General features: G+C 72.0%; 27 protein-coding genes. 9 read left to right on the top strand and 18 right to left on the bottom strand.

Annotation, left to right across the window (positions count from 1 at the left end):
* Positions 1-19: 19 nt before the first annotated feature.
* Genes ACLQ21_RS03390 through ACLQ21_RS03370 form a run of 5 tightly spaced genes read right to left on the bottom strand, consistent with a single transcriptional unit; the run spans position 20 to position 4526 of the window.
* Positions 20-808, bottom strand: a complete 789-nt coding sequence (locus tag ACLQ21_RS03390) for an IclR family transcriptional regulator (protein WP_425661480.1) — start codon at positions 806-808, stop codon at positions 20-22.
* Between the two features lie 8 nt (positions 809-816).
* Positions 817-1650 carry a 5-dehydro-4-deoxy-D-glucuronate isomerase gene (kduI, locus tag ACLQ21_RS03385; RefSeq protein ID WP_425661478.1) on the bottom strand — a complete coding sequence of 278 codons (834 nt, stop codon included), beginning with the start codon at positions 1648-1650 and terminating at the stop codon, positions 817-819.
* 22 nt (positions 1651-1672) lie between these two features.
* The gene (locus ACLQ21_RS03380; protein WP_425661476.1) at positions 1673-2980 is read right to left on the bottom strand and encodes a TRAP transporter large permease; all 1308 of its coding nucleotides are present in this window, start codon (positions 2978-2980) and stop codon (positions 1673-1675) included.
* Entirely contained in the window at positions 2977-3513 is a 537-nt protein-coding gene (locus ACLQ21_RS03375) for a TRAP transporter small permease (RefSeq protein WP_425661475.1), read from the bottom strand. The genes ACLQ21_RS03380 and ACLQ21_RS03375 overlap by 4 nt, the downstream gene beginning before the upstream one ends.
* Positions 3513-4526: a TRAP transporter substrate-binding protein gene (locus ACLQ21_RS03370; RefSeq protein ID WP_425661473.1), complete on the bottom strand. Its 1014-nt coding sequence runs from the start codon at positions 4524-4526 to the stop codon at positions 3513-3515. Before ACLQ21_RS03370 ends, ACLQ21_RS03375 begins: the two co-directional genes overlap by 1 nt.
* 154 nt (positions 4527-4680) lie before the next feature.
* On the opposite strand from ACLQ21_RS03370, the gene ACLQ21_RS03365 reads away from it, so the two are divergent.
* From ACLQ21_RS03365 to ACLQ21_RS03345, 5 genes are all read left to right on the top strand, one after another.
* A complete protein-coding gene (locus ACLQ21_RS03365) occupies positions 4681-5703 on the top strand; it encodes a zinc-dependent alcohol dehydrogenase (RefSeq protein WP_425661471.1) in 1023 nt (340 codons plus the stop codon).
* Positions 5700-6455 (top strand): SDR family oxidoreductase, encoded by a 756-nt coding sequence (locus ACLQ21_RS03360; RefSeq protein WP_425661469.1) that lies wholly within the window; start codon positions 5700-5702, stop codon positions 6453-6455. Before ACLQ21_RS03365 ends, ACLQ21_RS03360 begins: the two co-directional genes overlap by 4 nt.
* Positions 6452-7066 carry a bifunctional 4-hydroxy-2-oxoglutarate aldolase/2-dehydro-3-deoxy-phosphogluconate aldolase gene (locus ACLQ21_RS03355; RefSeq protein WP_425661467.1) on the top strand — a complete coding sequence of 205 codons (615 nt, stop codon included), beginning with the start codon at positions 6452-6454 and terminating at the stop codon, positions 7064-7066. Before ACLQ21_RS03360 ends, ACLQ21_RS03355 begins: the two co-directional genes overlap by 4 nt.
* The gene (locus ACLQ21_RS03350) at positions 7063-8004 is read left to right on the top strand and encodes a sugar kinase (protein ID WP_425661465.1); all 942 of its coding nucleotides are present in this window, start codon (positions 7063-7065) and stop codon (positions 8002-8004) included. The genes ACLQ21_RS03355 and ACLQ21_RS03350 overlap by 4 nt, the downstream gene beginning before the upstream one ends.
* Positions 8005-8089: 85 nt before the next feature.
* Positions 8090-9376, top strand: coding sequence for an adenylosuccinate synthase (locus tag ACLQ21_RS03345; protein ID WP_425661463.1), 1287 nt, complete (start codon positions 8090-8092; stop codon positions 9374-9376).
* A gap of 131 nt (positions 9377-9507) precedes the next feature.
* Here the strand turns inward: ACLQ21_RS03345 and ACLQ21_RS03340 are convergent, their stop codons facing one another.
* On the bottom strand, positions 9508-10227 hold the full coding sequence (locus tag ACLQ21_RS03340) for a DUF899 family protein (protein WP_425661461.1): 720 nt from the start codon (positions 10225-10227) through the stop codon (positions 9508-9510).
* A gap of 173 nt (positions 10228-10400) precedes the next feature.
* Between ACLQ21_RS03340 and ACLQ21_RS03335 the strand changes: the two genes are divergently transcribed.
* Entirely contained in the window at positions 10401-11933 is a 1533-nt protein-coding gene (locus ACLQ21_RS03335) for a glycosyltransferase family 2 protein (protein ID WP_425661460.1), read from the top strand.
* 60 nt (positions 11934-11993) lie between these two features.
* Here ACLQ21_RS03335 and ACLQ21_RS03330 read toward each other — a convergent pair whose 3' ends face one another.
* From ACLQ21_RS03330 to ACLQ21_RS03320, 3 genes are all read right to left on the bottom strand, one after another.
* Positions 11994-13304: a glycosyltransferase 87 family protein gene (locus ACLQ21_RS03330; protein ID WP_425661458.1), complete on the bottom strand. Its 1311-nt coding sequence runs from the start codon at positions 13302-13304 to the stop codon at positions 11994-11996.
* A 64-nt stretch (positions 13305-13368) separates the two neighbouring features.
* Entirely contained in the window at positions 13369-14715 is a 1347-nt protein-coding gene (gdhA, locus tag ACLQ21_RS03325; RefSeq protein ID WP_425661456.1) for an NADP-specific glutamate dehydrogenase, read from the bottom strand.
* A gap of 84 nt (positions 14716-14799) precedes the next feature.
* Entirely contained in the window at positions 14800-15426 is a 627-nt protein-coding gene (locus ACLQ21_RS03320; protein ID WP_425661454.1) for a maleylpyruvate isomerase N-terminal domain-containing protein, read from the bottom strand.
* 72 nt (positions 15427-15498) lie between these two features.
* On the opposite strand from ACLQ21_RS03320, the gene ACLQ21_RS03315 reads away from it, so the two are divergent.
* Positions 15499-16089, top strand: a complete 591-nt coding sequence (locus ACLQ21_RS03315; protein ID WP_425661452.1) for a GNAT family N-acetyltransferase — start codon at positions 15499-15501, stop codon at positions 16087-16089.
* Positions 16090-16098: 9 nt separating this feature from the next.
* On the top strand, positions 16099-16389 hold the full coding sequence (locus ACLQ21_RS03310; protein WP_425661451.1) for a chorismate mutase: 291 nt from the start codon (positions 16099-16101) through the stop codon (positions 16387-16389).
* On the opposite strand, the gene ACLQ21_RS03305 is transcribed toward ACLQ21_RS03310, so the two are convergent.
* The 9 genes from ACLQ21_RS03305 to purS all read right to left on the bottom strand — a co-directional run bounded on the left by ACLQ21_RS03305 (position 16390) and on the right by purS (position 24077).
* Positions 16390-16902, bottom strand: coding sequence for an NINE protein (locus tag ACLQ21_RS03305; RefSeq protein WP_425661449.1), 513 nt, complete (start codon positions 16900-16902; stop codon positions 16390-16392). It lies immediately after the preceding gene.
* A 58-nt stretch (positions 16903-16960) separates the two neighbouring features.
* Entirely contained in the window at positions 16961-17422 is a 462-nt protein-coding gene (locus tag ACLQ21_RS03300; protein ID WP_425661447.1) for an SRPBCC family protein, read from the bottom strand.
* Positions 17419-17856, bottom strand: a complete 438-nt coding sequence (locus ACLQ21_RS03295; RefSeq protein ID WP_425661445.1) for a DUF1761 domain-containing protein — start codon at positions 17854-17856, stop codon at positions 17419-17421. The genes ACLQ21_RS03300 and ACLQ21_RS03295 overlap by 4 nt, the downstream gene beginning before the upstream one ends.
* A 119-nt stretch (positions 17857-17975) precedes the next feature.
* Positions 17976-20261: a phosphoribosylformylglycinamidine synthase subunit PurL gene (gene purL / locus ACLQ21_RS03290; RefSeq protein WP_425661443.1), complete on the bottom strand. Its 2286-nt coding sequence runs from the start codon at positions 20259-20261 to the stop codon at positions 17976-17978.
* Positions 20262-20319: 58 nt separating this feature from the next.
* Positions 20320-21762 carry a serine hydrolase gene (locus ACLQ21_RS03285; protein ID WP_425661441.1) on the bottom strand — a complete coding sequence of 481 codons (1443 nt, stop codon included), beginning with the start codon at positions 21760-21762 and terminating at the stop codon, positions 20320-20322.
* A 46-nt stretch (positions 21763-21808) separates the two neighbouring features.
* The gene (locus ACLQ21_RS03280; protein WP_425661439.1) at positions 21809-22303 is read right to left on the bottom strand and encodes a DUF3817 domain-containing protein; all 495 of its coding nucleotides are present in this window, start codon (positions 22301-22303) and stop codon (positions 21809-21811) included.
* Between the two features lie 23 nt (positions 22304-22326).
* The gene (locus tag ACLQ21_RS03275) at positions 22327-22872 is read right to left on the bottom strand and encodes a hypothetical protein (protein WP_425661437.1); all 546 of its coding nucleotides are present in this window, start codon (positions 22870-22872) and stop codon (positions 22327-22329) included.
* Positions 22873-23109: 237 nt separating this feature from the next.
* Positions 23110-23799, bottom strand: coding sequence for a phosphoribosylformylglycinamidine synthase subunit PurQ (gene purQ, locus ACLQ21_RS03270; protein WP_425661436.1), 690 nt, complete (start codon positions 23797-23799; stop codon positions 23110-23112).
* Complete coding sequence (gene purS, locus ACLQ21_RS03265; RefSeq protein ID WP_425661434.1) at positions 23796-24077, bottom strand: phosphoribosylformylglycinamidine synthase subunit PurS; 282 nt, start codon at positions 24075-24077, stop codon at positions 23796-23798. The genes purQ and purS overlap by 4 nt, the downstream gene beginning before the upstream one ends.
* Before the next feature lie 130 nt (positions 24078-24207).
* Here purS and ypfJ point away from each other — a divergent pair, with 130 nt between their 5' ends.
* Positions 24208-25110: a KPN_02809 family neutral zinc metallopeptidase gene (gene ypfJ, locus ACLQ21_RS03260; RefSeq protein WP_425661432.1), complete on the top strand. Its 903-nt coding sequence runs from the start codon at positions 24208-24210 to the stop codon at positions 25108-25110.
* Positions 25111-25289 lie beyond the last annotated feature (179 nt).

Below are 25289 nucleotides of genomic sequence, written 5' to 3'. Positions count from 1 at the left end.
GCCGGGCCCGCACCCGAGGTCATCCCAGCGCGGGCGCGCCGAGCGCGCGCGAGATCGCGTCGGCCGTGGCGATCGCCTGCGGCGCGAACTGCTCGATGCTCGAACCCGGGTGCTCGAGCGCGATCGACGAGATCGAGAGCCCGTAGGTCACCCGACCGAGGTGATCGCGGATGGGCGCCGAGACGCAGACCGTGCCGCGCTCGTTCTCACCGAGGTCCATCGCGTAGCCGCGAGCCCGCACACGGGCGAGCTCCTCGTGCAGCGCGGCCGGATCCGTGATCGTGGCGTCGGTGCGCGCCGGCAGGCCCACATCGGCGATCAGCCGGTCGACCTGCTCGGGGCTCCACGACGCGAGCACGACCTTGCCCATGCCCGAGCAGTGCATCGGCATCGAGAGCCCGACGCGCGAGCCCATCCGGTATGGCTTCGACGAGTCGCGGCGGATGACATAGACCATCTCGGTGCCGTTCACGACGCCGACGTGGATGGTGCAGTCGACCTCGCGCACGAGCCCGTCGACGATGGGCTCGGCGATCGCCGAGATGTCGAGCCGCGAGATCGCGCTGCCCGCGATGCCGAGGAACCGCGCGCCCGGCTGGTAGCCGCGCTCGCTGTCACCGGTGATGAACTCCTGCTCGACGAGCGTCGCGAGGATGCGGTGGACGGTCGCCTTCGCGAGCCCCGACTCCTCGACGATGTCGGTGAAGCGGTCGTGCAGGATCGCCGCCTCGAGCACGCGGAGCGTCTTCTCGCTCGCGCCCCCGGAGGGCGCGGGGCTCGTGTCGAGCGTCCTGGGCTCCGCAGTCATGGTCCGCCTCATCTCATGTCGACGATCGCGACGCCGTCCATGTCGTCGAAGGACTGGTTCTCCCCGGCCATCGCCCACACGAACGAGTAGTTGGATGTTCCCACACCTGAGTGGATCGACCAGGAGGGCGAGAGCACGAGCCCGCCGTCGCCGACGAGCAGGTGCCGCGTCTCCTGCGGCTGGCCCATGAGGTGCACGACGCGCGCGTCCTCGTCGACGTCGAAGTAGACGTAGAACTCGGTGCGCCGGTCGTGCGTGTGCGACGGCATGGTGTTCCACATGCTGCCCGGGTGCAGCTGCGTCACGCCCATCACGATCTGGCAGCTGCGCACGCCGTTCTCGTGGATGTACTGGTTGAGCGTGCGGCGGTTCGAGGTGAGCGGGTCGCCGAGCTCGCGCACGGTTCCCTGCCCCGGCTCGACGAGCGCGGTCGGGTACGTCGTGTGCGCCGGCGCGGAGAAGCCGTAGAAGCGGGCGGGCGCCTCGGCGTCGTCGCTCTCGAACGAGACGTCGCGGACGCCGCGCCCCAGGTACAGGCACGCTCCGGGGGCCATCGCGTGGCGCTCGCCGTCGGCCACGACGGTGCCGGCGGCGCCGATGTTGACGATGCCGATCTCGCGGTGGTCGAGGAACTGCTCGCTGCGGATCTCGGGCACCGCCTCCAGCTGCAGCGGAGCGTCGGTCGGCACGGCGCCGACGGCGACCACGCGGTCGTAGTGCGTCACCACCGTGCGCACGCTGCCGGGCACGAAGAGGTCCTCGACGAGGTAGCGGTCGCGCAGCTGCTGCTGGGTCGAGCCAGGGATCTGGTCGGGCGACGTGGGGCCGTAGACGGCGTTCATGGTGCTTCCTTCCGGTCGGGGATCACAGCAGGCCCATGAGGCCCGGAAGCCACAGGGACAGTTCGGGGACGAAGACGATGACGAACAGCATCACGATCAGCACGATGAGGAACGGCACCATCTTCACGATGACGGGCTCGAGCCTGGCCTTCGCGACCTGTGCGCCGACGAACAGCACGGGCGCGGACGGCGGCGAGATGACGGCGATCGAGAGGTTGAAGACCATCATGATGCCGAAGTGCACGGGGTCGATGCCGTACGAGACCGCGATGGGTAGGAAGATCGGCGTGAAGATCAGGATCGCCGGGGTCGGGTCGAGCGGGATGCCGATCAGCAGCAGCACGAGCATCATGATCAGCAGCACGACGACCTTCGAGTCGGTCCAGCCGAAGAGCGACTCCGCGATCAGCTGCGGCAGCCGCGCGTACGTCATGACGTACGACATGATCGTCGACACGGCGATGAGGAAGATGACGATCGCGCTCGTGCGGCAGGCGTCGTAGAGGATGCGCGGCAGGTCCCTGACCGCGATCGTGCGGTAGATGAAGGAGAGCGCGAGCGCATAGAGCACCGCGACCGCCGAGCCCTCGGTGGGGGTGAAGAAGCCGGCGACGATGCCGCCGATCGCGACCACGATGAGGCCGAGCGAGGGGATCGCCCGCCAGAGCGTGCGCAGCATGTCGGCCATGGGCGGCCACGGCTCACCCTTGAGGTCGGGGCGCTTGCGGGCCGCCACGAACACGACCGCGGCGCACGCGAGCGCCCAGAGGATGCCGGGGATGTAGCCGGCGATGAACAGGGCGCCGACAGACGTGCCGCCGGCGGCGAGCGAGTAGACGATGAGCGTGTTGCTCGGGGGGATGAGCATGCCGGCAGGGGCGGAGGCGACGTTGGCCGCGACGCTGAACGACTTGTCGTAGCCCGCCTTGCGCTGCATCGGCGCCATGGTCGAGCCGACCGCGGCGGCCGTGGCGACCGCGGAGCCCGAGACGGTGCCGAAGATCGCGTTGGCGATGACGTTCGTCTGCACGAGCGGCGCCGGCGTGCGCCCGACGAGCACGCGGGCGAGGTTGATGAGCCGCTCGGCGATGCCGCCGTTGTTCATGATCACGCCGGCGAGGATGAAGAAGGGGATCGCGAGCAGCGCGAACGAGTCCGCGCCGCCGAGCATCTGCTGCGCGGCCGTCACGGCGCCGCGCTCGAAGTCGACGATGAGCAGCATGCAGAGCGCGCTCGGCAGCGCGATCGAGATGGAGACGGGTGCGCCGATGGCCAGCAGCAGCACGAGGCCGCCGATCAGGATGGCGCTGATGGTGCCGGGGTCGATCACAGCGAGGCCGCCTCGAGGTCCTCGTCCGGCGTCCCCACGTGGCCGACGTAGCGGCTCGAGAACGTGGTCACGATGTGGACGATCAGGTAGATGGTCAGGAGCATGCCCGAGATGGGCAGCGCCAGGTACAGCTGGCCCTGCGTGAGCGGCAGCAGCGGGTTGCGCTGCGTCCAGGCGAGCATCGACTGCTGCAGGCCGCCGAACACCATCACGTACGTCACGAACGCGAGCGTCGCGAGGTAGGCGATGATGTCGGCGACCCGCTGCAGGGAGCGCGGCAGGCGCTCGACGAGGAAGTCCATGATGACGTCCGCCTTCTCCCCGACCGCGATCGCGATGCCGATGAGGCTGACCCACACGAACGTTTGCCGTGCCGCCTCCTCCGACCACGCGCTCGGCTGGCCGAGCACCAAGCGGGTGAAGACCTGCCAGGCGACGAGCGCCACGAGCATCGCGAAGAGCGCGACGCACACGGTGCGCAGGGAGTTGTCGAGCCAGGTCCTGGCCGTCGTCATGAGCCTCCGGGTCGCCATCAGCCGCGCGCAGCCTGGATGGCGTCGTAGATCGAGCGGGTCACGTCGGTCGTGATGCGCTCGTCGTGGAGCGGCTGCACGGCCTCGCGGAACGCCTCGATGTCGACCTCGTTGACGGTCGCGCCGGCCTCCTCGGCAGCGGCGGTCGCCTCGTCGACGGCGGTCGAGAAGGCCTCGAGCTCGGTGTCGACCGACTCGTCGAGCAGCTCCTGCAGGACGCCGCGGGTCTCCTCGTCGAGCGCCTCCCAGACGGCCGGGCTGCCGATGAGGTAGTCGGGCATCATCAGGTGCTGGGTCAGGGAGTAGTACGGGGCGATCTCGTCGTGCGAGAGGCTCGAGTAGATGAGCGGGTTGTTCTCCGCGCCGTCGAGCACGCCCGACTGGATGGCCGTGTAGACCTCGCCCTGCGCCATCGGCGTGCCGACGCCGCCCATGAGTTCCATCATCCGCACGTTGGTGTCGGAGCCGATCACGCGGATCTTCTGACCGGCGAGGTCGGCGGGCGTCTCGACCGGGCCGACGCTCGAGTACACGTTGCGCACGCCGCCGTGGTAAGCGGCGAGCACCTGGATGTTGTCCTCGAGCACGGCGTCGTAGAGCTCGCCGACGATCTCGCGGTCGTTGAGCACGCTCATCTGGTGCTCGGGCGACTCGTACAGGTAGGGCAGGTTCACGACCGCGAAGTCGGAGTCGAAGTTCTCGAGCAGGCTGCCGGCGACCATCGCGAAGTCGATCGTGCCGGACTGGACCTGCTCGATCGTGGCGGCCTGATCGCCGAGCGTCTCGTCGGTGTACAGCTCCAGCGCGTATGCGCCGTCGGTGCGGGCCTCGAGCTCGTCCGAGAGCGAGATGAGCGCCTGCGCCTGGGGGTGGTTCACGTCCTGGTTGAACGCGACGCGGAAGACGGTCTGGGGCTGGTCCCCGCCGTCCGCGGAGCTGCTCGAGCACGATGCGAGCGCCAGCGTCATGACCGCTGCGGCGCCGATGGCACCGAGCATCCGTCGTCCCTGCATGGGTTCCTCCTCGTTGAGTTGCCCGCTCGGTCGCACTTGCGCCGATGGGCGGGTCGGGGGCTACTCTAACCAGACAGAACCAAGTTGCGCCACACGGAACATCAAACAGAACTAAGTTTCACGGCGCGACCACCAGCTCGAGGAGGAGACGGCGTTGCGAGCAGCGAAGTACATCGGCGGAGGACGCATCGAGGTCGGCGACGCCGAACCGGTCGCGCCCGCGGCAGCTGAGGTGCGCATCCGCGTCGCCTTCAACGGCATCTGCGGCACCGACCTCCATATCGTCCAGGGCCACATGGATGCGCGGGTGGCGACGCCTGCGACCATCGGTCACGAGATGAGCGGCGTCGTCGACGCCGTCGGCGAGGGCGTCGAGCTCGCGGTCGGCACCAAGGTCACGGTCATGCCGCTGCGTTGGTGCGGCGAGTGCCCCGCGTGCGTCGCCGGCCACCAGCACATCTGCCAGCGCCTCGACTTCGTCGGCATCGACTCCCCGGGTGCGCTCCAGGAGCTCTGGACCGTGCCGGCCTCGATCGTCGTGCCGGTCCCCGAGCAGGTGTCGCTCGAGCACGCGGCGCTCGTCGAGCCGCTCGCGGTCGCCGTGCACGACGTGCGGCGCTCGCGGCTCTCCGCTGGCGAGACGGCCGTCGTCATCGGCGGCGGGCCCATCGGCCAGCTGATCGCCATCGTGGCTCGCGCGACGGGCGCGACGGTCGTCCTCGCGGAGCCGGACGCCGCGCGGCGCGCATTCGCCGAGCAGCAGGGCGCCGTCGTCGTCGACCCGATCGCGGGGGATCTCGCCGCGGTGGTCGAGGAGCGCACGGGCGGCGCGGGCGCCGACGTCGTGTTCGAGGTCGCGGGCACACGCGGCACGGCGCTCGACGCCACCCGCCACGCGCGCACGCGCGGCCGCGTCGTCTTCGTCGCCATCCACCCGGAGCCGGTGCCCGTCGACCTGCACCGCATCTTCTGGCGCGAGCTCGAGGTGCTCGGCGCCCGCGTCTACGAGCGCGAGGACTTCGAGCGCGCCGTCGAGCTGCTCTCCGCCGGCTCCGTGCCCGCGGACGCGCTCATCACTCGCGTCGTCGGGCTCGACGACACCATGGAGGCCTTCGACGCGCTGCTCTCCGCCGCCGCGATGAAGATCCTCGTCGACGTCCAGGGGGCACACGCATGAGCATCTCGTTCGACCTGACCGGATCCACCGCGGTCGTCACCGGCGCCCGCCGCGGCATCGGCTTCGCCATGGCCGAGGCGCTCGCCGAGGCGGGTGCCGACATCGTCGCCGCCTCCGCGAGCCAGGAGGCCGACGGCGGGGCGATCGGCGACCGCGTGCGCGAGCTCGGCCGCGCCTTCGAGGGCCACGCCGTCGACTTCCGCGACCGGGATGCGGTGCTCGCCTTCGGCGAGGCGGTGCGCGACCGCGCCGACATCCTCGTCAACAACGCCGGCACCATCCGCCGATCGCCCGCCGCCGAGCACCCGCTCGAGTGGTGGGACGAGGTGCTCGACGTCAACCTCCGCAACCAGTTCGTGCTCGCGCAGACCATCGGCGCCGGCATGCTCGAGCGCGGGTACGGCCGGATCGTCTTCACCGCGAGCCTGCTGAGCTTCCAGGGCGGCATCAACGTGCCCGGCTACACCGCGGCGAAGTCGGGCATCGCGGGCCTCGTGAAGGCCCTCAGCAACGAGTGGGCGGCGAGCGGCGTCACCGTGAACGCGATCGCCCCCGGCTACATCGCGACCGACAACACCGCCGCGCTGCGTGCCGACGAGGACCGGTCCTCGGCGATCCTCGAGCGCATCCCTGCCGGCCGCTGGGGCAGGCCGGAGGACCTGCAGGGCGCGACTGTCTTCCTCGCGAGCCCGGCAGCCGGGTACGTGACCGGCGTGACGCTGCCCGTCGACGGCGGATGGATGGCCCGATGAGCGCCGGGATCGGCGGCGTCGTGCCGCTCGCGACCGTCGCCGACGAGGCCGCTGCCGACGCGATCGCCGACGGCCTCGCCGCCGGCGGCCTGCCGGTGCTCGAGGTGACGCTCCGCAACGCCTTCGGGCTCACCGCGATCGAGCGCATCGCCGCTCGCGGCGACGTGCTCGTGGGCGCCGGCACCGTGCTCGACACCGAGCAGCTGGGGCGCGCGCTCGACGCGGGTGCGGCGTTCGTCGTCTCGCCGGGGCTCGACGAGGAGGTCGTGGAGGCCGCGCTCGCGGCCGGCGTGCCCGTCCTGCCCGGCGTGCAGACGGCGAGCGAGGTGCAGCGGGGCATCCGCCTGGGCCTCGACCGGTTGAAGCTGTTCCCCGCGGGTGTCGCCGGCGGGCTCGGCCTCATCGGCGCGCTCGCGCCGGTGTTCCCGCAGGTGCGCTTCATGCCGAGCGGCGGTGTGAGCGCCGCGAACCTCGCCGACTACCTCGGCCACCCGGCCGTCTTCGCCGCCAGCGGCTCCTGGATCGCATCGCCGGAGCGCGTCGCGGCCGGCGCCGACGCGATCGCAGCCGCGGCCCGCGAGGCCGTCGTCATCCAGGACGCGGCCCGATGAGCGTCGTCGCCCTCGGCGAGTCGCTCGGGCTGCTCGTCGCCTCGCGCATCGGCAGGCTCGAGCTCGTGCCGTCGATGGACCTCGGCTTCGGCGGCGCCGAGAGCAACGTCGCGATCGGGCTCGCGCGCCTCGGCGCGCCCGTCACCTGGATGGGCAGGCTCGGCGACGACGCGCTCGGCCGGCTCATCGAGCGGCAGCTGCGCGCCGAGGGCGTCGCCGTCGCCGCGACGCGCGACCCCGACGCCCCCACGGCGCTCATGCTCAAGGAGCGCCCCGCCGCGGGCGCGAGCGCTGTCTCGTACTACCGCGCGGGGAGCGCCGGCTCGCGGCTCGCGCCCGCCCACCTCGACCTCGCGCGCATCCGCGACGCCCGCGTGCTCCACGTCACCGGCATCACTGCCGCGCTGGGCGACGGCCCGCGCGCGGCGCTCGACGCGGCGATCGACGCCGCGCGCGCGGCCCGCACGATCGTCTCGTTCGACGTCAACCACCGGTCGCGGCTCTGGGGCGCCGAGCTCGCGGTGCCGGCGTACCGTGCGATCGCCGCGCGCGCCGACCTCGTCTTCGCCGGGGAGGATGAGGCGGAGCTGCTCACCGGTGAGCGCGAGCCGCGCGCGCAGGCCGCGGCGATCGCCGCGCTCGGGCCGACGCAGGTCGTCGTGAAGCGCGGCGCCGATGGCGCGGCCGCGCTCGTCGAGGGGGAGTGGGCCGAGCAGTCGGTGTTCGCGGTGCAGGCGGTCGACACCGTCGGGGCGGGCGACGCGTTCGTCGCCGGCTACCTGGCCGAGCTGCTCGACGACGCGCCGCTCGCGGAGCGGCTCCGCACCGCCGCCGCATGCGGCGCGCTGGCGTGCACCGCGCCCGGCGACTGGGAGTCGGCCCCGGACCGCGCCGCGATCGCGCGCCTGCTCGGCGGCGGCGACCCCGTCCAGCGCTGACCCGGCGCCCGGGCCAGGGGCGGGCGAGCGCCCCACCGCCGCTCGATAGGGTGGGGTGTACGCGAACCCGTCGAAGGGATGGCCCATGCCAGGAATCGTCATCATCGGCGCTCAGTGGGGCGACGAGGGCAAGGGCAAGGCCACCGACCTGCTCGGCCCCCGCACCGACTACGTCGTCAAGTTCAACGGCGGCAACAACGCCGGGCACACCGTCGTGGTGGGCAACGAGAAGTACGCGCTGCACCTGCTGCCCTCCGGCATCCTCACCGAGGGCGTCACGCCCGTCATCGGCAACGGCGTCGTCATCGACCTCGAGGTGCTGTTCGACGAGCTGACGGCGCTGTCGGCCCGCGGGGTCGACGTGTCGAGGCTGCGCATCTCGGCGAACGCGCACATCATCACCGACTACCACCGCACGCTCGACAAGGTGACGGAGCGCTTCCTCGGCAAGCGCTCGATCGGCACGACCGGTCGCGGCATCGGACCGGCGTACGCCGACAAGATCAACCGCGTCGGCATCCGCGTGCAGGACCTGTTCGACGAGTCGATCCTGCGGCAGAAGATCGAGGGCGCGCTCGACGTCAAGAACCACATGCTCACGAAGGTCTACAACCGCCGATCGGTGACCGTCGACGAGGTGTTCGACGACCTCACGTCGTACGTCGAGCGGCTCCGCCCGATGGTGGGCGACACGGGACTCGAGCTGTCGCAGGCGATGGATGCCGGCAAGACCGTGGTCTTCGAGGCCGGTCAGGCGACGATGCTCGACATCGACCACGGCACCTACCCGTTCGTCACCTCCTCGACCGCGACCGCGGCGGGAGCGGCCGCGGGTTCGGGCGTCGCGCCCGCGCGGCTCGACCGCGTGATCGGCATCGTGAAGGCCTACACGACCCGCGTCGGCGCCGGCCCGTTCCCGACCGAGCTGTTCGACCAGTGGGGCGAGCTGCTGCGCAGCAACGGCTTCGAGTTCGGCACCACCACCGGACGCCCGCGCCGCTGCGGCTGGAACGACACCCTCATCACCCGCTACGCCTCGCGCGTGAACGGCCTCACCGACATCGTGCTCACGAAGCTCGACGTGCTCACCGGCATCGAGCGCATCCCCGTGTGCATCGCCTACGACGTCGACGGCGTGCGCTACGACGAGATGCCGGTGTCGCAGTCCGACTTCCACCACGCGAAGCCCATCTACGAGGAGCTGCCCGGCTGGACCGAGGACATCTCGGGCGCGCGGGAGTTCTCCGAGCTGCCGGCGAACGCGCAGGCCTACGTGCGCTTCCTCGAGGACTGCTCCGGCAGCCGCATCTCGGCGATCGGCGTCGGCGCCGATCGCGAGGCGATCATCCAGCTGCACGACCTGATCGACTGAATCCCCGCTCTCGGCTCGCCGAGCAGCACCGCCCTACCCGCTCGTCGAGTAGCAGCGCCGAAGGCGCCGCGTATCGAGACGCCACCGTCCCGCCGAGCAGTACCGGTCTCGATACGCGGGGCTCCGCCCTGCTACTCGACCAGCGTGGGGCTGGTCGCGCCCGGCCTGCTCCACTGGGGCACGGGGCGGCCGTCGCGCGACCAGCCGGTGAACGTCGGGTCCTGCGGCCAGCCGGCGGGGGAGTCCTCCCACTCCTCCTGCCGGCCGTAGGCCGTCATGTCGAGCAGGCTGAGCGACGTCATGGCGAGCTCGGTGCCCCGCCCCGTGATCCAGTTCGTCGCGAACACCCGGTCGCCGCGCCGCAGCAGCGCGACGAACGCGCCCTCGGTCTCGGGCCCGAGCAGCGGGTCGTCGACGTGCGCCACCGAGTACCACGGATGCGTGTAGCCCATGAAGGCGCGGTACGGCGCGAGCTCCTCCCACGCGCCCTTGCTGAGCACGGCGAACGAGACGCCCCTCGCGTGCAGGTAGGAGGGATCGTGGTAGTCCCAGATGGTGGCGGTGCAGCCCTCGCACTGCCCCTCGATCGGCTGGCCGGCGTGCCACATGTGCTTGTAGACGATGAGCTGCGGGCGTCCGTCGAAGACGTCGAGCAGCGGTGTCCGGCCGCGCTCGCCGACGACGTCGACGTTCGGCACCTCGGTCATCGGGAGCCTGCGTCGGGCAGCCGCGATGGCGTCGCCCTCGCAGGTGTGCGCCTTCTCGCGGTCGAGCAGCAGCGCGCGCTCGCGCAGCCAGGTGTCGCGGTCCACGACCGCAGGGGCAGGGGTCGACGCGTCGATGGTGGCCATGCGGGGGATGTTAACGCCGTTCACATCTGCGCGACAGGGGCGCGTTGCCGGTGCGCGGCGACATCCACGCGCCTCCTGACCGCGATCTGAGCGATCTTGTACCCCACTCTCGGTTGGGGCGGCTAGCCTCCGACCATGCCTTCCGCACCCGCAGCGCCCCGAGGGAGACGACCTTGACCCGGATCGGCCCGACGCGTGCGACCGCTCGGGCGCGATCCGCGCCGCTCGCACTCGACGGTGCCGCGCTGCTGGTGCTCGCGAGTGCCTGGCTCTCGCTGAGCGCCGCGGCGGGAGGAACGCTGGCTGCGCTCGCGCCCCCGACGGGCGTGGTCGGCTGGATCTCGCTCGGGGTGACCGCGGCGCTCGTGGGCCTCGCGCTGCTGTCCGGGCTGCGGCAGGTGGCCATCGTCGTCGCCGCGCGCAGCGCCCATCCGGCACCGCCTGAGCCGCAGCTCGGCACGCACGACGCGCGCGTCGCGCTGCTCTACCCGACGGCGGACGACTTCCGCGCCGACGTCGTGCGGCGCAGCGCCGTCCAGACGCATCCGGGCACCCGGACGGTCGTGCTCGACGACTCCCAGCGCGCCGAGGTGCGGGCACGCGTCGACGCCCTCGAAGCCGAGGGCGACGTGGAGGTGCATCGGCGGCCGTCGCGCACGGGCGCCAAGGCGGGCAACCTCAACGCATGGCTCGCGGAGCACGCGCACGAGGTCGACTACGTCGTCGTGCTCGACGCCGACCAGGAGATCGGCGCCGGCTTCGTCGCCGGCGCGCTGGCGCGCTTCGAGGCGCACCCCGATGCCGCGGTCGTGCAGGGACGCATCCGCTCGCGTGACGGCGAGACGTCGTTCTCACGCGACTTCTCGGGCCTGTTCACCAGGCATGCCGACATCAAGCTCGCCGCGCGCGCGGCACTCGGCCTCGTCGACTTCTTCGGCCGCGGGGCGATGCTCGACGTCGCCGCGCTGCGAGCGGTCGGCGGGTTCCCGGAGGTCGTGATGGAGGACACGGCGCTCACGGTCGAGCTCGAGCGGCGCGGGCACCGGGTGGTGGCCGCGCCGGAGCTGCTGTCGGTCGAGGACGCGCCCGTCGACCACACCGCGTTCGCGGTGCAGTTCGGCAAGTTCGCGGAGGGCGCGCTGCAGCTGCTGGTCCGCTCGCGCGGCAGCCTGGTCGACCGCAGGCTCGGCGTGCTGCGACGCGTCGATCTCGCGCTCGAGCTGCTGATCCCGGTGCTCGCAGCGGTCGTGCCGCTCGCGCTGTTCGGGTACGCGGTCGTCGCCGCGATCACCGGTGCGGCCGCCTTCCCGTGGCAGCTCGGACTGCCGCTCGCCGTGCTGAGCTCGGTGCCGCTGCTGCCGGAGGTGCTGCACCGCTGCCGTTCGCTCGGGCCTCGCGGGGGCCTCGCCTTCGCGGTCCGTGCGTCGATGCTGTACGCCTCGGTCGGCGTGGTCGCCGCGCGCGCCGTCGTCGCGGTGGCCGTGTCGGGTCGCGCCCGGTTCCGGATCACGCCGAAGGAGCGCGCGGGCGGGAGCGCGTCGATCGTCGTGCGCCGCCGAGCGCTCGAGCTCGTGGTGGCGGGCCTCGCGCTCGCGGTCGCCGTGCTGTGGGCTGGACGGCCCGAGATCGCCGCCCCGTTCGTCGTCATCGCCGCGACCGCGCTCGCGTTCGGATGGCGGGATGCGGTGGGCGAGCGCGCGCAGTAGGCGCGCACCGCGGTAGTCCCGCACCCCGGTGCGGCGCCGAGGCCGCCCGCACGGCCCCGCTCAGGAGCCGACGACCGCCCCGCGGGTGCCGCGCACGCCGGCGACCTCCCAGGTGGCGCCGCGGCCGAGCTGCACGAGGCGCAGGACAGCCCCGAGGAACAGCGCGATCAGCAGGCCGTTGCGGAGCGACAGCAGCGCCACCGGCACCCACTCGAGGCGGACGAGCGGCATGTAGGCGATCGGGAAGATGATCGTCGTGAGCAGCGAGGTCGCCAGCACGGCGGCCGTCGTGCGCCGCCACCACTGCGTGGGCTGGCACATCGCCACGGCCGCGATCGGCACGACCCACAGCAGGTACTGCGGCGAGCCGACCTTGTTGCACACGATCGCGGCCAGCACGAGGGCGAGGGCGCCGGTCAGCAGCAGCTGCCGCTGGTCTGCGCCGCGGCGTCCGGCCCACGCGAGCAGCGCGGCGAGCGCGACGACCACGAGCACCAGCAGTGGCGTGGCGACGGCGATCGCGAGCTCGTCGAGCGGACCCGTCACCTCCCGCGTCGCGAGCGAGCGGTTCTGGAAGACCCGGGCGCCGGGCACCTCCATCGCCGCGAGCCACACCCAGGGCGTCGCGATGGGCGCCTCGAGCTGCAGCCCGCGGTCGGTCTGCGTGGTGAGGAAGCTCAGCAGGTGGGCCAGGCCGCCCGACGCGGCGCTCATGCCGGCGGTCACGGCCGTGACGGCGACGCCGGCAGCGATCACGCGCCAGCGCTCGCGGCACACCGCCACGATCACGAGGATCACCATCGCGGGCCACACCTTGATCCAGGTGGCGACGGCGAGCAGCGCTCCGGCGATCAGCGGGCGGCGGGCCAGCCAGGCGAGCGCGACGATGACGAGCGGACCGGTGATGCCCTCCAGCCGCAGCAGCGCGACCGGGCTGAGCAGCAGGAACCCCAGCAGCCAGACGTAGGCGCCGATCATGCCCGGCCGGCTCCGGCCGCCGTCGCTGAGCACCCACACCGCCCACAGGTTGAGCGCGGTGGTCATCAGCAGCCACACGAGCTGGAACGCCGTGGGGCCGAGCACGTTGGCGGCGCCGATCGGCAGCCAGGCGAGGAGCGGGTAGACCCAGTCGTCGTGGATGCCGATGACACCGTCGCCGGCGGCGGCATCGATGGCCCACTCGCGGTACAGCGGCAGGTCGCCCAGCACCTCCCCGCCCACGATGATGGGCAGCAGCGCGAGCAGCGAGGCGCCGTGCAGGAGCGCGAAGCTGCGCACGAGCCACTGGCGCGTCAGCATCAGGTCGGCGAGGTGCGCGCGGTGCGCGCGACGCCGCAGCGCGGAGTCGTCGACGAACGAGTCATAGCTCACCCTGCGTCCTCCGTCCCCGCGCCGTCACAGGGGTACAGCGTATGGTGCGAGCTGGGAGATCCGGTCAGATCACGCCGAGCGCGAGCATGGCGTCGGCCACGCGGTTGAAGCCGGCGATGTTCGCACCGGCCACGTAGTCGCCCGGTCGGCCGTACTCATCCGCCGTCTCGGCGCACCGGTCGTGGATGCCCTTCATGATCTCCTCGAGCCGGTCGTCGGTGTGCTCGAACGTCCACGAGTCGCGCGACGCGTTCTGCTGCATCTCAAGCGCACTCGTCGCGACGCCGCCCGCGTTGACGGCCTTGCCGGGGGCGAACGTCACGCCGGCGCTCGCGAACACGCGCGCGGCGGCCTGCGTCGTGGGCATGTTCGCGCCCTCGCCGACGAGCGTGCAGCCGTTGGCGGCCAGCGTGTTGGCGTCGCTCTCGTCGAGCTCGTTCTGGGTCGCGCACGGCACGGCGATGTCGCAGGCGACCTGCCAGATCGAGCCCTCCGACGTGAACGAGGCGCTCGGGCGGCGCTCGGCGTACTCGGCGATGCGGCCGCGCCGCACCTCCTTGACGTCCTGGAGCAGCTCGACGTCGATGCCGGCCTCGTCGACGATGTAGCCGGAGGAGTCGCTGCACGCGACGACGGTGCCGCCCAGCTGCTGCACCTTCTCGATCGCGTAGATCGCGACGTTGCCTGAGCCCGAGACCACGACGCGCTTGCCCTCGAAGCTGTCGCCGCGCGAGTGCAGCACCTCGTCGAGGAAGTAGATCGTGCCGTAGCCGGTCGCCTCCTTGCGCACTTGCGAGCCGCCCCAGGTGAGGCCCTTGCCGGTGAGCACGCCCGACTCGTACGCGTTCGTGAGGCGCTTGTACTGGCCGAACAGGTAGCCGAGCTCGCGCCCGCCGACGCCGATGTCGCCCGCGGGCACATCCGTGTACTGCCCGATGTGCCTCGACAGCTCGGTCATGAACGACTGGCAGAAGCGCATGACCTCGGCGTCGGACTTGCCCTTCGGGTCGAAGTCGCTGCCGCCCTTGCCGCCGCCGATCGGCATGCCCGTGAGCGAGTTCTTGAAGATCTGCTCGAAGCCGAGGAACTTCACGATGCCGAGGTAGACGCTCGGGTGGAAGCGCAGGCCGCCCTTGAACGGGCCGAGCGCGGAGTTGAACTGCACCCGGAAGCCGCGATTGATCTGCACGTTGCTCGCGTCGTCGACCCACGGCACGCGGAAGATGATCTGGCGCTCGGGCTCGACGATGCGGCGCAGTATGGCGGCGTCGACGTAGTCGGGGCGCTTGGTGACGACCGGACCGAGGCTCTCGAGCACCTCGAAGACGGCCTGGTGGAACTCCGACTCACCGGGATTGCGGTGGAGCACCTCGTCGAACACGGGAGCGAGGTGGGGGTGGAGCTGCGTCACGCGATGCCTTCCGGAGCTGTCAGATAAGAAAGCAGTCTACGGGCTGACGGATCTAGCCCCGTTCCGCGAGCGTCGACCGCGGCATCAGCCGCCCGCGCGCAGCACGCCCTCGAGCCCCGCATCGGGCCGGCGGCCGGTGAGGTACCGCAGCGCCTCCTCGCCCATCCCTCGCGCGGATGCGTTGGCGGCGGCCAGGTGCAGCGCGTCGAGCATGTGCTCCGCCGGCGGCGCCCACGCGAGCCCGGCCGCATCCGCGATGTCGAGGCCGTGCACGGTCAGCTCGAACACCCGGGTGCGCAGATACTCGCCGAGCCGCATCGCGATGGCGTCCGACGGGGCGCCGATCGCGACGAGCCGGTCGAGCCCGACGCGGTCGACCGCCTCGACGGCGGCTGTCGCGAGGTCGGCGATCGCGCCGACGAGGTCGTCGCCGAGCAGCTCGGCGCTCTCGCGGCCGCGCGCTGCGATCGCTTCGTCGTCCCCGCGCTGGCGCAGCACCACGTCGAGGTACTCGCTCGCGGAGTGCACGGTGGGCTCGAACGGCGCCGGCTGCTCGAGGTAGCGCACGACGGTCGACATCGCGCGCGAGGTGTGCCCGATGAGCTCCCGCAGCGTCCACTCGCCGAGGCCCGGGCCGTCGAGGCGCTCGGCCGGCACGAGCTCGATGAGGTCGACGAGCTCGAACGCCGCCCTGCCGAAGTGCACCGTCATGCGGGCATGCTCGCACGGGGCGCCGCGGCGGGCAATGCCGCCGGCCGGCGGACGTGGCCGCAGAATGGGCGGGTGAGCATCCTCGACCTCCCCGTGCTGACCCATCCGCTCGCCTCGCTCGAGCCGCTGTCGCAGGAGCACGCGCCAGCGCTCGCGGCCGCTGCGGCGGAGGGTGAGCTGTGGCGACGCGCCTGGTACACCTCGGTGCCCGAGCCGGATGCGGTCGGTGACGAGATCGAACGAAGGCTCGGCCTGCACGCGCAGGGCTCGATGGCGCCGTGGGCGATCGTGGTCGGCGGCCGCGCGGTGGGCATGACGACGTACATGAACATCGACGCCGAGACGCCGCGGGTCGAGATCGGCTCGACGTGGATGGCGGTGTCGGCGCAGGGGAGCGGCGTCAACCCGGCGATCAAGCTGCTCATGCTCGAGCGGGCGTTCGACGAGCTCGGCTGCGTCGCGGTCGAGTTCCGCACCTCCTGGCACAACCGGCAGTCGCGCGATGCGATCGAGCGGCTCGGCGCCAAGCAGGACGGCGTGCTGCGCAGCCACCAGTACTACAAGGGCACCCTGCGCGACGTGGTCGTGTACTCGATCATCGAGCCCGAGTGGCCGGCCGTGCGGCGCGGCCTCGAGGCGCGGCTCGACGCGCGCGCCTCCTAGGGTGGAGGCATGAGCACCCCCGACGAGCAGCTGCAGCGCCTTCGGCGGTCGATCGACAACGTCGACGCGGTCCTGATCCACACGCTGGCCGAGCGGTTCAAGCTGACCCAGGCGGTCGGCGAGCTCAAGGCGCGCCACGGCATGCCGCCGTCGGACCCCGGCCGGGAGGCGACGCAGATCGCCCGCCTGCGCCGACTCGCCGAGGATGCGGAGCTCGACCCGGAGTTCGCCGAGAAGTTCATCACCTTCGTGATCGCCGAGGTCATCCACCACCACGAGCGGATCGCGGGCGGCGAGTAGTCAGGCCGCGGGCCAGCCGCGGTAGTAGCCGGCCGGGCCTGTCGCCATGAGGGCACGACGGTTCTCCTCGCGCACCATGCCGGGCGTGCGGAAGATGTCGACGAACCACCACACGGCGACGGCTGCGAGCAGCACGAAGCCCACGAGCACCATCGCGGTCACGATGCCGATCACCGTGAGCGACAGCATGCCGATCGCGGAGCCGTTGCGCCCGAGGTAGAAGCGGTGCGCGCCGCACGTGCCGAGGAAGAACAGCAGCAGGTAGGCGACCGACAGCTCCTTCGCCGGCGCGTGCACGACGTGGTGCACGATGGTGGGGGTGGGCGAGCCGGCCGGGGCGGTCGGGTCGCGCAGCAGTCGCGAGTCGAGCCTCGCGGGCGGACGGGCGGATGCGGGCGCTGCGGCTCCGCTGTCGTCCCACGGCGCGTAGGCGCCCCAGCGCTGGCCGTCCCACCAGCGGCGCCTGCCCGCGGGGTCGTCGTACCAGCCGGGTGCGGTGGGCGTCGTCGTCACAGCACCAGCATAGGTCGAGCATCGCTCACCTCTGCCGCCGGTTGAGCGATTCTCGAGGCTACGCGGCCTCTGCGGCGCGGGCGATGTCGTCGAGGTCCTGCTGCATCATCTTGCGCGTCACCGCCATGCCGAGCCGGGAGGTGAGCTTCGCGACGACGCGCTGCACCCACGACGGCGACTGCAGGGAGCCGCCGAAGCGCATCCGCAGCAGCGTGCCCTCGGGGGTCGGGTCGAGCGTGAACTCCGTGCGGTACGCCATGCCTCGCGCCTCGGCGGCGATGATCGTGGAGCGGCCCTCGTCGATGCCGACGACCTCCATCTCCTCGGTCTCGTCGCGCCCCATCATCGTGCGGGTCTCGCGCCAGCGCGTGCCGATCGCGTAGCCCACGCCCGCGAGCCGCTCGACGCGAGTGACGCCGGAGAGGATCGCGGGGGCGGCCTCGAGGTCGGTGAGCACGCGCCACACCGCCTCCGGGGGAGCGGCGATCGACCGCTCGAGGGTCAGGGTGATGTCGCTCATGCTGCCGGCGGCCAGATGCCGATGACGAGCGCCATCGCGGTGATGACGAGCACCTCGTTGAGCGCGGTGTGCCCCGTGACGCGGAAGCCGCGCGGGTCGAACGCGTCGTGCACGACGACGCGCGCGAGCGTGAAGCCGATGAAGAGGATCCAGCCGGTGACGAGCGCGTTGAGCAGGAACGAGCCGCCGTAGAACTCCTGGCTGATCCAGGCGGCGCCCGCGAGCACCCACGCGGTCGCGAACGCGCAGACGATGATGAGCGGGTAGACCCACGGCCTGACGCCGCGGCCCATCGTGTCGGGGGTGTGGCCGATCGCCTTCATCCACGAGGTGCCGAGCACCTTCGGGTGGTAGTAGACGAAGCCGACCACCATCGCGGCCACGGTCGCGAGCAGGACGGCGAAGATGTTGATCGCGGGGACGGTGAGCTCCATGGCTGAAGCATAGGCTTCCGCGCCCGCGCCCGAGATCACGACCTGGTCTCAACGTCGCCAGTGGTCGCTCGTGGCTCCATGGCGGCCGAGCGACCACTGGCGACGTTGAGGATCCTGGGTCAGGCGAAGCGGCCGCGGATGGGCGCGCGGTTGGTGGTGCGCAGCTCGTCGAGCGAGAGGGTGGCGACGTCCTGGATCTCGATGGCGCCGCTCGTCGCATCCGTCACGCCGATGCGGAGCACGGGCACGCCGCGCGCCTCGCACATGCCGGTGAACTTGACCTCGTCCTCGCGGGCCACGGCGGCGAGCGCCCGCGCGCCCGACTCCGAGAAGAGGGCGGCGGTGTCGTCGATGCCGTCGCGCTCGGTGATGCCCGACAGCCAGATGCGCGCGCCGATGCCGAAGCGCAGCGCGCCCTCGACGACGGCCATGCCGAGGCCGCCCTCCGACAGGTCGTGCGCGGCGGTCGCGAGGCCCTCGAAGGCGACGCCCTGCATGAGGCCCGCGAGCGCCTTCTCGGCGGCGAGGTCGACCTTCGGCGGGAGGCCGCCGAGGTGGTCGTGGATCGCGCCGGCCCACGCCGAGCCGTCGAGCTCGTCGCGCGTCGTGCCGAGCAGGAAGAGCGCCTGCCCGTCGTCCTGCCAGCCGGAGGGCATCCGGCGGTCGACGTCGTCGATGATGCCGAGCACGCCGACGACGGGCGTCGGGTGGATCTGCGTCTCGCCGGTCTGGTTGTAGAACGACACGTTGCCACCCGTCACCGGGATGCCGAGCTCGACGCATCCGTCGGCCAGGCCGTCGACGGCCTCGGCGAACTGCCACATCACGGCCGGGATCTCGGGGTTGCCGAAGTTCAGGCAGTCGCTCACACCCACCGGCGTCGCGCCCGAGACGGCGACGTTGCGGTAGGCCTCGGCGAGCGCGAGCTTCGCGCCCTCGCGCGGGTCGAGCTGGCAGTAGCGGCCGTTCGCGTCGACCGCGACCGAGAAGCCGAGCCCCGACTCCTCGTCGATGCGCACCATGCCGGCGTCATCGGGCGTCGAGAGCGCCGTGTTGCCGAGCACGTAGTCGTCGTACTGGTCGGTGATCCAGGATGCGTCGGCCAGGTTCGCCGAACCGGCGAGCGCGAGCAGCTGGTCGCCGAGGGCGCTGCCTGCGACTCGCGGGAGCGAGGCGGCGCTGTCCGCCTGCAGCGCGTCCTGCCAGTCGGGACGCGCCATCGGGCGCTCGTAGACGGGGGAGTCGATCGCGACCGTCTTGGGGTCGACGTCGACGATCGTGTCGCCCGAGTGGGTGATGACCAGCCGGCCGTCGCCGGTGACCTCGCCGAGCACGCTCGTCTCGACATCCCACTTCGCGGTGATGGCGAGGAACTCGTCGAGCTTCGCCGGGTCGACGATCGCCATCATGCGCTCCTGCGACTCCGACATGAGGATCTCCTCGGCCGTGAGCGTGGGGTCGCGCAGCAGCACGTGGTCGAGCTCGACCTGCATGCCCGAGTCGCCGTTCGCCGCGAGCTCGCTCGTGGCGCACGAGATGCCGGCGGCACCGAGGTCCTGGATGCCCTCCACGACGCCCGCCGCGTAGAGCTCGAGGCAGCACTCGATGAGCACCTTCTCGGCGAACGGGTCGCCCACCTGCACGGCGGGCCGCTTCGCGGGGCCCTCCTCGTCGAACGACTCGGACGCGAGGATGGATGCGCCGCCGATGCCGTCGCCGCCGGTGCGAGCGCCGAAGAGCACGACCTTGTTGCCGACGCCCGTGGCGTTCGCGAGGTGCAGGTCCTCGTGCCGCAGCACGCCGACGGCGAGCGCGTTCACGAGCGGATTGCCCTGGTAGACGGCGTCGAAGACCGTCTCGCCGCCGATGTTCGGCAGCCCCAGGCAGTTGCCGTAGAACGAGATGCCGCCGACGACGCCGTGGACGACCCGCGCCGTGTCGGGGTGGTCGATCGCGCCGAAGCGCAGCGCATCCATCACGGCGACCGGTCGCGCGCCCATCGAGATGATGTCACGGACGATGCCGCCGACGCCCGTCGCGGCGCCCTGGAAGGGCTCGACGAACGACGGGTGGTTGTGGCTCTCGATCTTGAAGGTGACGGCCCAGCCCTCGCCGACGTCGATGACGCCCGCGTTCTGGCCCATGCCGACCATGAGGCGCTCCTGCATCTCGGGTGTCACCTTCTGCCCGAAGGTGCGCAGGTGCGTCTTCGACGACTTGTAGGAGCAGTGCTCGCTCCACATCACGGAGTACATCGCGAGCTCGGCGCTCGTGGGGCGGCGGCCGAGGATGTCGCGGATGCGCGCGTACTCGTCGGGCTTCAGGCCGAGGGCCGCGAACGGCTGCTCGCGCTCGGGCGTCGCGGCGGCACGGTCGACGGTGTCACGCGGGGTGGAAGGGGTCACGACTCTCCTCAGAGCTCAGCTCGGCGGTCCCTCGATCCTACCGAGCGCACACGTGCCCTCAGGGCGCGAGGCCGGCCGGGGGAGCCGCGCTCGTCACCCGCTGCAGCGCAGCACGGGCGTCGTCGTTCCCGGGGTCGAGCGCGAGCGCCCGCCGCAGGTGCGTGGCCGCCTCGTCGGGGCGGCCATCGACCTCAGCCGCCCACCCGCTCATGCGCCACGCGGCGGACGACTCGGGCCTCACCCGTTGCCACAGCTCCAGCACCGGCCGCGCCAGGTCGGTGCGGTGCAGCTCGATCGCGCCCCAGACCGCATCCTCGAACTCGTCGTCCTCGACGCTCGAGGTCGACGGCACCTCGGCGACGATGCGGTGGAACAGGTCGGCGGCTGCCTCGACGCCGCCGCTCGCGAGCACCGGCGCGAGCCGCGCCGTCACGGGAGGGAGGGACAGGCCGCCGGGCTCGAGCCCGAGCAGCACGTCGACGGCTGCAGCGGCGATGCCGGACACCGGTGCTGCATTCGCGTTCGCGAGCGCGACAGCGCCGATCCCGAGCTCCGGCAGCAGCACGAGACTCGACTGGAAGCCCGGATCGCTGCCCGGGTGGCTCACGACCGCGTGGCCGCGGTGCTCTCCCCGGAACCATCCGAGGGCGATGCCGGAGTGCCAGCCAGGCTTGCCCGTCTCCCCGCATGGCCGCCACATCGAGTCATGCGTGGTGCGCGACAGTAGACCGTCACCGCGCGCGAGGTGCACACGCAGCCACTGCCCGAGCTCGGCGGCGCTGCTGTGCAGGCTCGAGCTCGGTGCATGGCTGCGCGTGTACGGGTACGCGAAGCCCGGCACGCGCGCCGGCAGGCCGACGTGCGGGAGCGCGGCGAGATGGTGGGGCACGTCGTCGCGCAGGAACGTGCTCGCGGCCATGCCGGCCGGCTCGAGGACGTGCGTGCGGAGGTGCTGCTCGAAGGGCGCACCGCCGACGGTCGCGACGACGTGTCCGAGCAGCTCGAACCCGGCGTTCGAGTAGCGGTAGCCGGAGCCCGGGTCGCGCTCGAGCGGCCAGCCCGCGACGCGAGCGGCGAAGCGCGCGAGCGCGTCGTCATCGAGCTCCGGCTGGTGCCAGCCGTAGTCGCTCACGTCGCCGAGGCCGGAGCGGTGCGACAGCGGGAGCCTGGGGGTGATGCCCTCCGCGCGGGGGTCGGCCCACCGCAGCGCGGGCAGGATGCTCGTGATGGGCGCGTCGAGCTCGAGCGTGCCCGACTCGACGAGCTGCAGCACCGCGACCGCGACGAAGGTCTTCGAGACCGACGCCAGATGGAACAGCGTGTCCGCGGTCGCGCGCGCACCCGAGGACCGGTCGGCCGTGCCGAAGCCGCGCGCCAGCACGCGATCGCGGTGCACGGCGCAGACGGCCACCGCGGGCAGCGACCAGTCCTCGACCACCTGCTCGACGAACGGCCACAGCGCCTCCCGGACGCGCCGATCCACCGCCGTGTGGCCGCTCACGCACGCAGGCTACTCCCGCCGCCCGCTCGCCCGGAAGCCGTCCGGCTCAGGCGAACCACTCGCTCGGCGGTCCCGCGTTCAGCAGCACGACGAAGGCGAGCGCGACGAGCGCGAGGGCGACGAGGCTCAGCAGGATGGGGTGCGTCACGCCCCAGCGGAACACCCGGTCAACGGCGGTCGCGTCGCGCGGGTCGTCGCTCGCCTCGGTGCGCCACCCACCGTCGAGTGCGCCGCGGCGCGCGAGGCGGCGCTCCCACGGGATTGTGGCGTAGGGGATGACCGCGGTCGCGATGCCGAGCAGCACCGTGCCGACCGCCCAGCGCTGGTTGCGGCCGACGACGAGCTGCATCGCCCCGTACGCGAGGAAGACGAAGCCGTGGATCGGCCCGGCGATGGGCACGAGCGCATCGACCTCGAAGCCGTACTTGGCGATCATCGCGATGATGAGCAGCGTCCAGGTGATCGCCTCGGCGATGGCGAGGAAGCGGTAGACGCGCTTCGGCGTCAGCCCGGTCGGGGTCGTGGTGGCACGCGCGGTCATGTAGCCAGTCTACACGTAGCGCATCATGACCATCGGATCGGGTCGCCATCGGCGGGGCTGTAGTCGCCCTCGTTCGGCTCGTAGGTCGCGGAGCCGAACTCCACGGCGTCGCTGCCGGCGACGATGTAGCACGTCGTCGCCGTGGCGCCCTCGTCGATCTCGCTGGGCATCGATGCGGCGGTGCAGGGCTCGAACTCGCCGATGAGGCTGACGGTCTGCATCGCCTCGCCGTTCGAGTCGAGGGCTCCCATGTCGGTGTGGAGCGCGGTGGACGCGAGCGCCGCCGCCCCCGGGTCGGCCTTCGTCGCCTCCACGGTCACGTAGTAGGTCGTGTAGCCCGCGAGCTGCTGGAGGAAGTCCTGGTCGAGGCCGGCCGCCTCGAAGTCGGCCACCGCTCCCTCTTCCACGCCCGTCACCGTCACCGCGAGCGGCACGTCGGTGACGCTGGCGCCGGAGCTGAACGGCACGGTCGCCGGCTCGCCGAAGGCCAGCCGGGTGCCGGGAGCGGTGAGCTCGCCGGCCGCGGGCGCGGCCGCCTCATCCGTCTCGGCGGGGGATGTCTCGGTCACCTCAGGAGCCTGGGTCCCTTCGATGGCCGGAGGCTTCGTCGGCGAGGGGACCGCGGGTGGCGCGCAGGCGGAGAGGCCGAGTGCGGTCACGACGGTCAGGAGCAGGGCGGGCGTGCGCGTCTTCGGCATGGGGTCGCTTTCGATCGAGGAGCCGTTCCCGGACCCATCTCCGGGGACGCCCCTCGACCCTAGCTGCGCGATCGGCAAAAGCCCGCGGGCGGTGTTGCCCGGGCACCGTCAGGCCGCGATGCGCTCCAGCGCCGACTTGAAGATCTCGAGGCCGTCGAGGCCCGCCTTCATGCGGGTCGTGGTCGGGCCGAAGCCCAGCTCCACGGCGTGCTCCGGATGCGGCATGAGGCCGACGACATTGCCGGCGGCGTTCGCGAGTCCCGCGATCGCGTCGACCGAGCCGTTCGGGTCGTCGCCGACGTAGCGGAACACGACCAGCCCCTCGCCCTCGATGCGCTCGACCTCCTCGGGCGTCGCCACGAAGCGGCCCTCGCCGTTCTTGAGCGGGATGACGATCTCCTGGCCCTCGGTGAACCGGTTCGTCCAGTCGGTCGAGGTGCGCTCGACGCGCAGCACCTGGTCGCGGCGCACGAACACGCCCGTCGCGTTCCGCACGAGGCCGCCCGGCAGCAGCCGCGCCTCCGTCAGCATCTGGAAGCCGTTGCAGATGCCCAGCACCGGCATGCCCCGCTCAGCGGCCTCCACGACCTCGGTCATGATCGGCGAGCGTGCGGCGATCGCGCCGCAGCGCAGGTAGTCGCCGTACGAGAAGCCGCCCGGCAGCACGAGCGCGTCGACGCCGTGCAGGTCGTGCTCGCCGTGCCAGAGCGCCACCGGCTCGTGGCCCGCGAGCCGCACCGCGCGCTGCGCGTCCCGGTCGTCGAGCGTCCCCGGGAAGGTGATGACGCCCACCCTCACAGCGCGGGCCCCTGCTGCGCTGCCTCGGCGTCCTGCACCACGTGCACGCCGACGACATCCTCGATCACCGTGTTCGCGAGCACCTCGTCGGCGACCTCGCGCACCTGCGCGAGCAGCGCATCCGTCACGGGTCCGTCGACCTGCAGCTCGAAGCGCTTGCCGACGCGCACGTCGCCCACCGCCCCGTGGCCGAGCCGGGCGAGTGCGCGGGTGACCGCCTTGCCCTGCGGATCGAGGATCTCCGCCTTCGGCATGACGTCGACGACGATGAGGGCCATGGGTCGCTCCCTGGTTGGTGAGTGGGGTGGGGGTGCCGCTCCAGTCTACGGATGCCCGGGTCGCGCAGGCGGTTCGGCGGCGGTTCCGCGCTCCCGGCTCCTTCAGGCCGCCGCGGGCTATTGTCTGTCCATGACCTTCAGGGGCGACGCGAACTTCGACACCAGCGCGGTGAGCAGAGGCGGCGGTGGCGGCGGCGGGGGCGGCGCGATCGCGGTCGGCGGTGGTGGCATCGTCACCCTCATCCTCGTGCTCGTCTCGATGTTCTTCGGCATCGACCTGACGGGCCTTGCGCCGAGCGCGCCGATCGATCCGCAGTCCCAGACGCAGGGCCAGGGCGAGGAGGTCACCGGGTGCACCGGCGAGGCCGCCAACGACCCCGGCAACGTCACCTGCCGGATGGAGGGCGGCGCCGACTCGATGTCGCGCTTCTGGACCGACACGGCGGCCGCCAACGACATCCAGTACGCCGACCCCTCCGTGCAGCTGTTCGACCGTCAGGTGCAGACCGGATGCGGTGGCGCGACGAGCGCCGTCGGGCCGTTCTACTGCCCGCCCGATCAGCGCATCTACATCGACACCACGTTCTTCCAGCAGATGCGCGACCAGTTCGGCGCCTCCGGCGGCTCGCTCGCGCAGCTGTACGTGCTCGCGCACGAGTGGGGCCACCACATCCAGAACATCACCGGCCAGCTCGACCGCGTGCGGCAGGGCGACACCGGGCCGCAGTCGTCGGCCGTGCGCAGCGAGCTGCAGGCCGACTGCTACGCCGGCGCGTGGATCGCGGGCGCCTCGCAGACGCGCGACGACGACGGCGGCGCCCCGGTGCTCGTCGCGCCGACGCAGCAGGAGATGAACGACGCGCTGAATGCCGCGAACACCATCGGCGACGACGCGCTGCAGCAGATGGGCGGCGGCGGCGTCAACCCGGAGGGCTGGACGCACGGCTCGAGCGAGCAGCGGATGCGCTGGCTCTCGACGGGCTACAACGAGGGCGTCGGTGCGTGCGACACCTGGAACGCGCCCGAGGTCTGACGCCCCACCCCGGCGGTTGAGCCGCTCCGCGCGCGCAGCGTGCTGAGCGCGTCGAAACCGAGCGGCCATCCGGCTAGAGGGTGGTTTCGACACGCGCAGGCGCCTTGGCTTCAGGGGGTTAGTGCAACGCCTGGTTGAGGGGTGGTGGTTGCGTTGGCTCGTCCGGGGTTCTCGGGGCA

It is taken from the genome of Agrococcus sp. DT81.2 (genome assembly GCF_049844935.1).
GTDB lineage: Bacteria > Actinomycetota > Actinomycetes > Actinomycetales > Microbacteriaceae > Agrococcus.
This window is presented reverse-complemented; position numbering and strand designations above follow the sequence as displayed.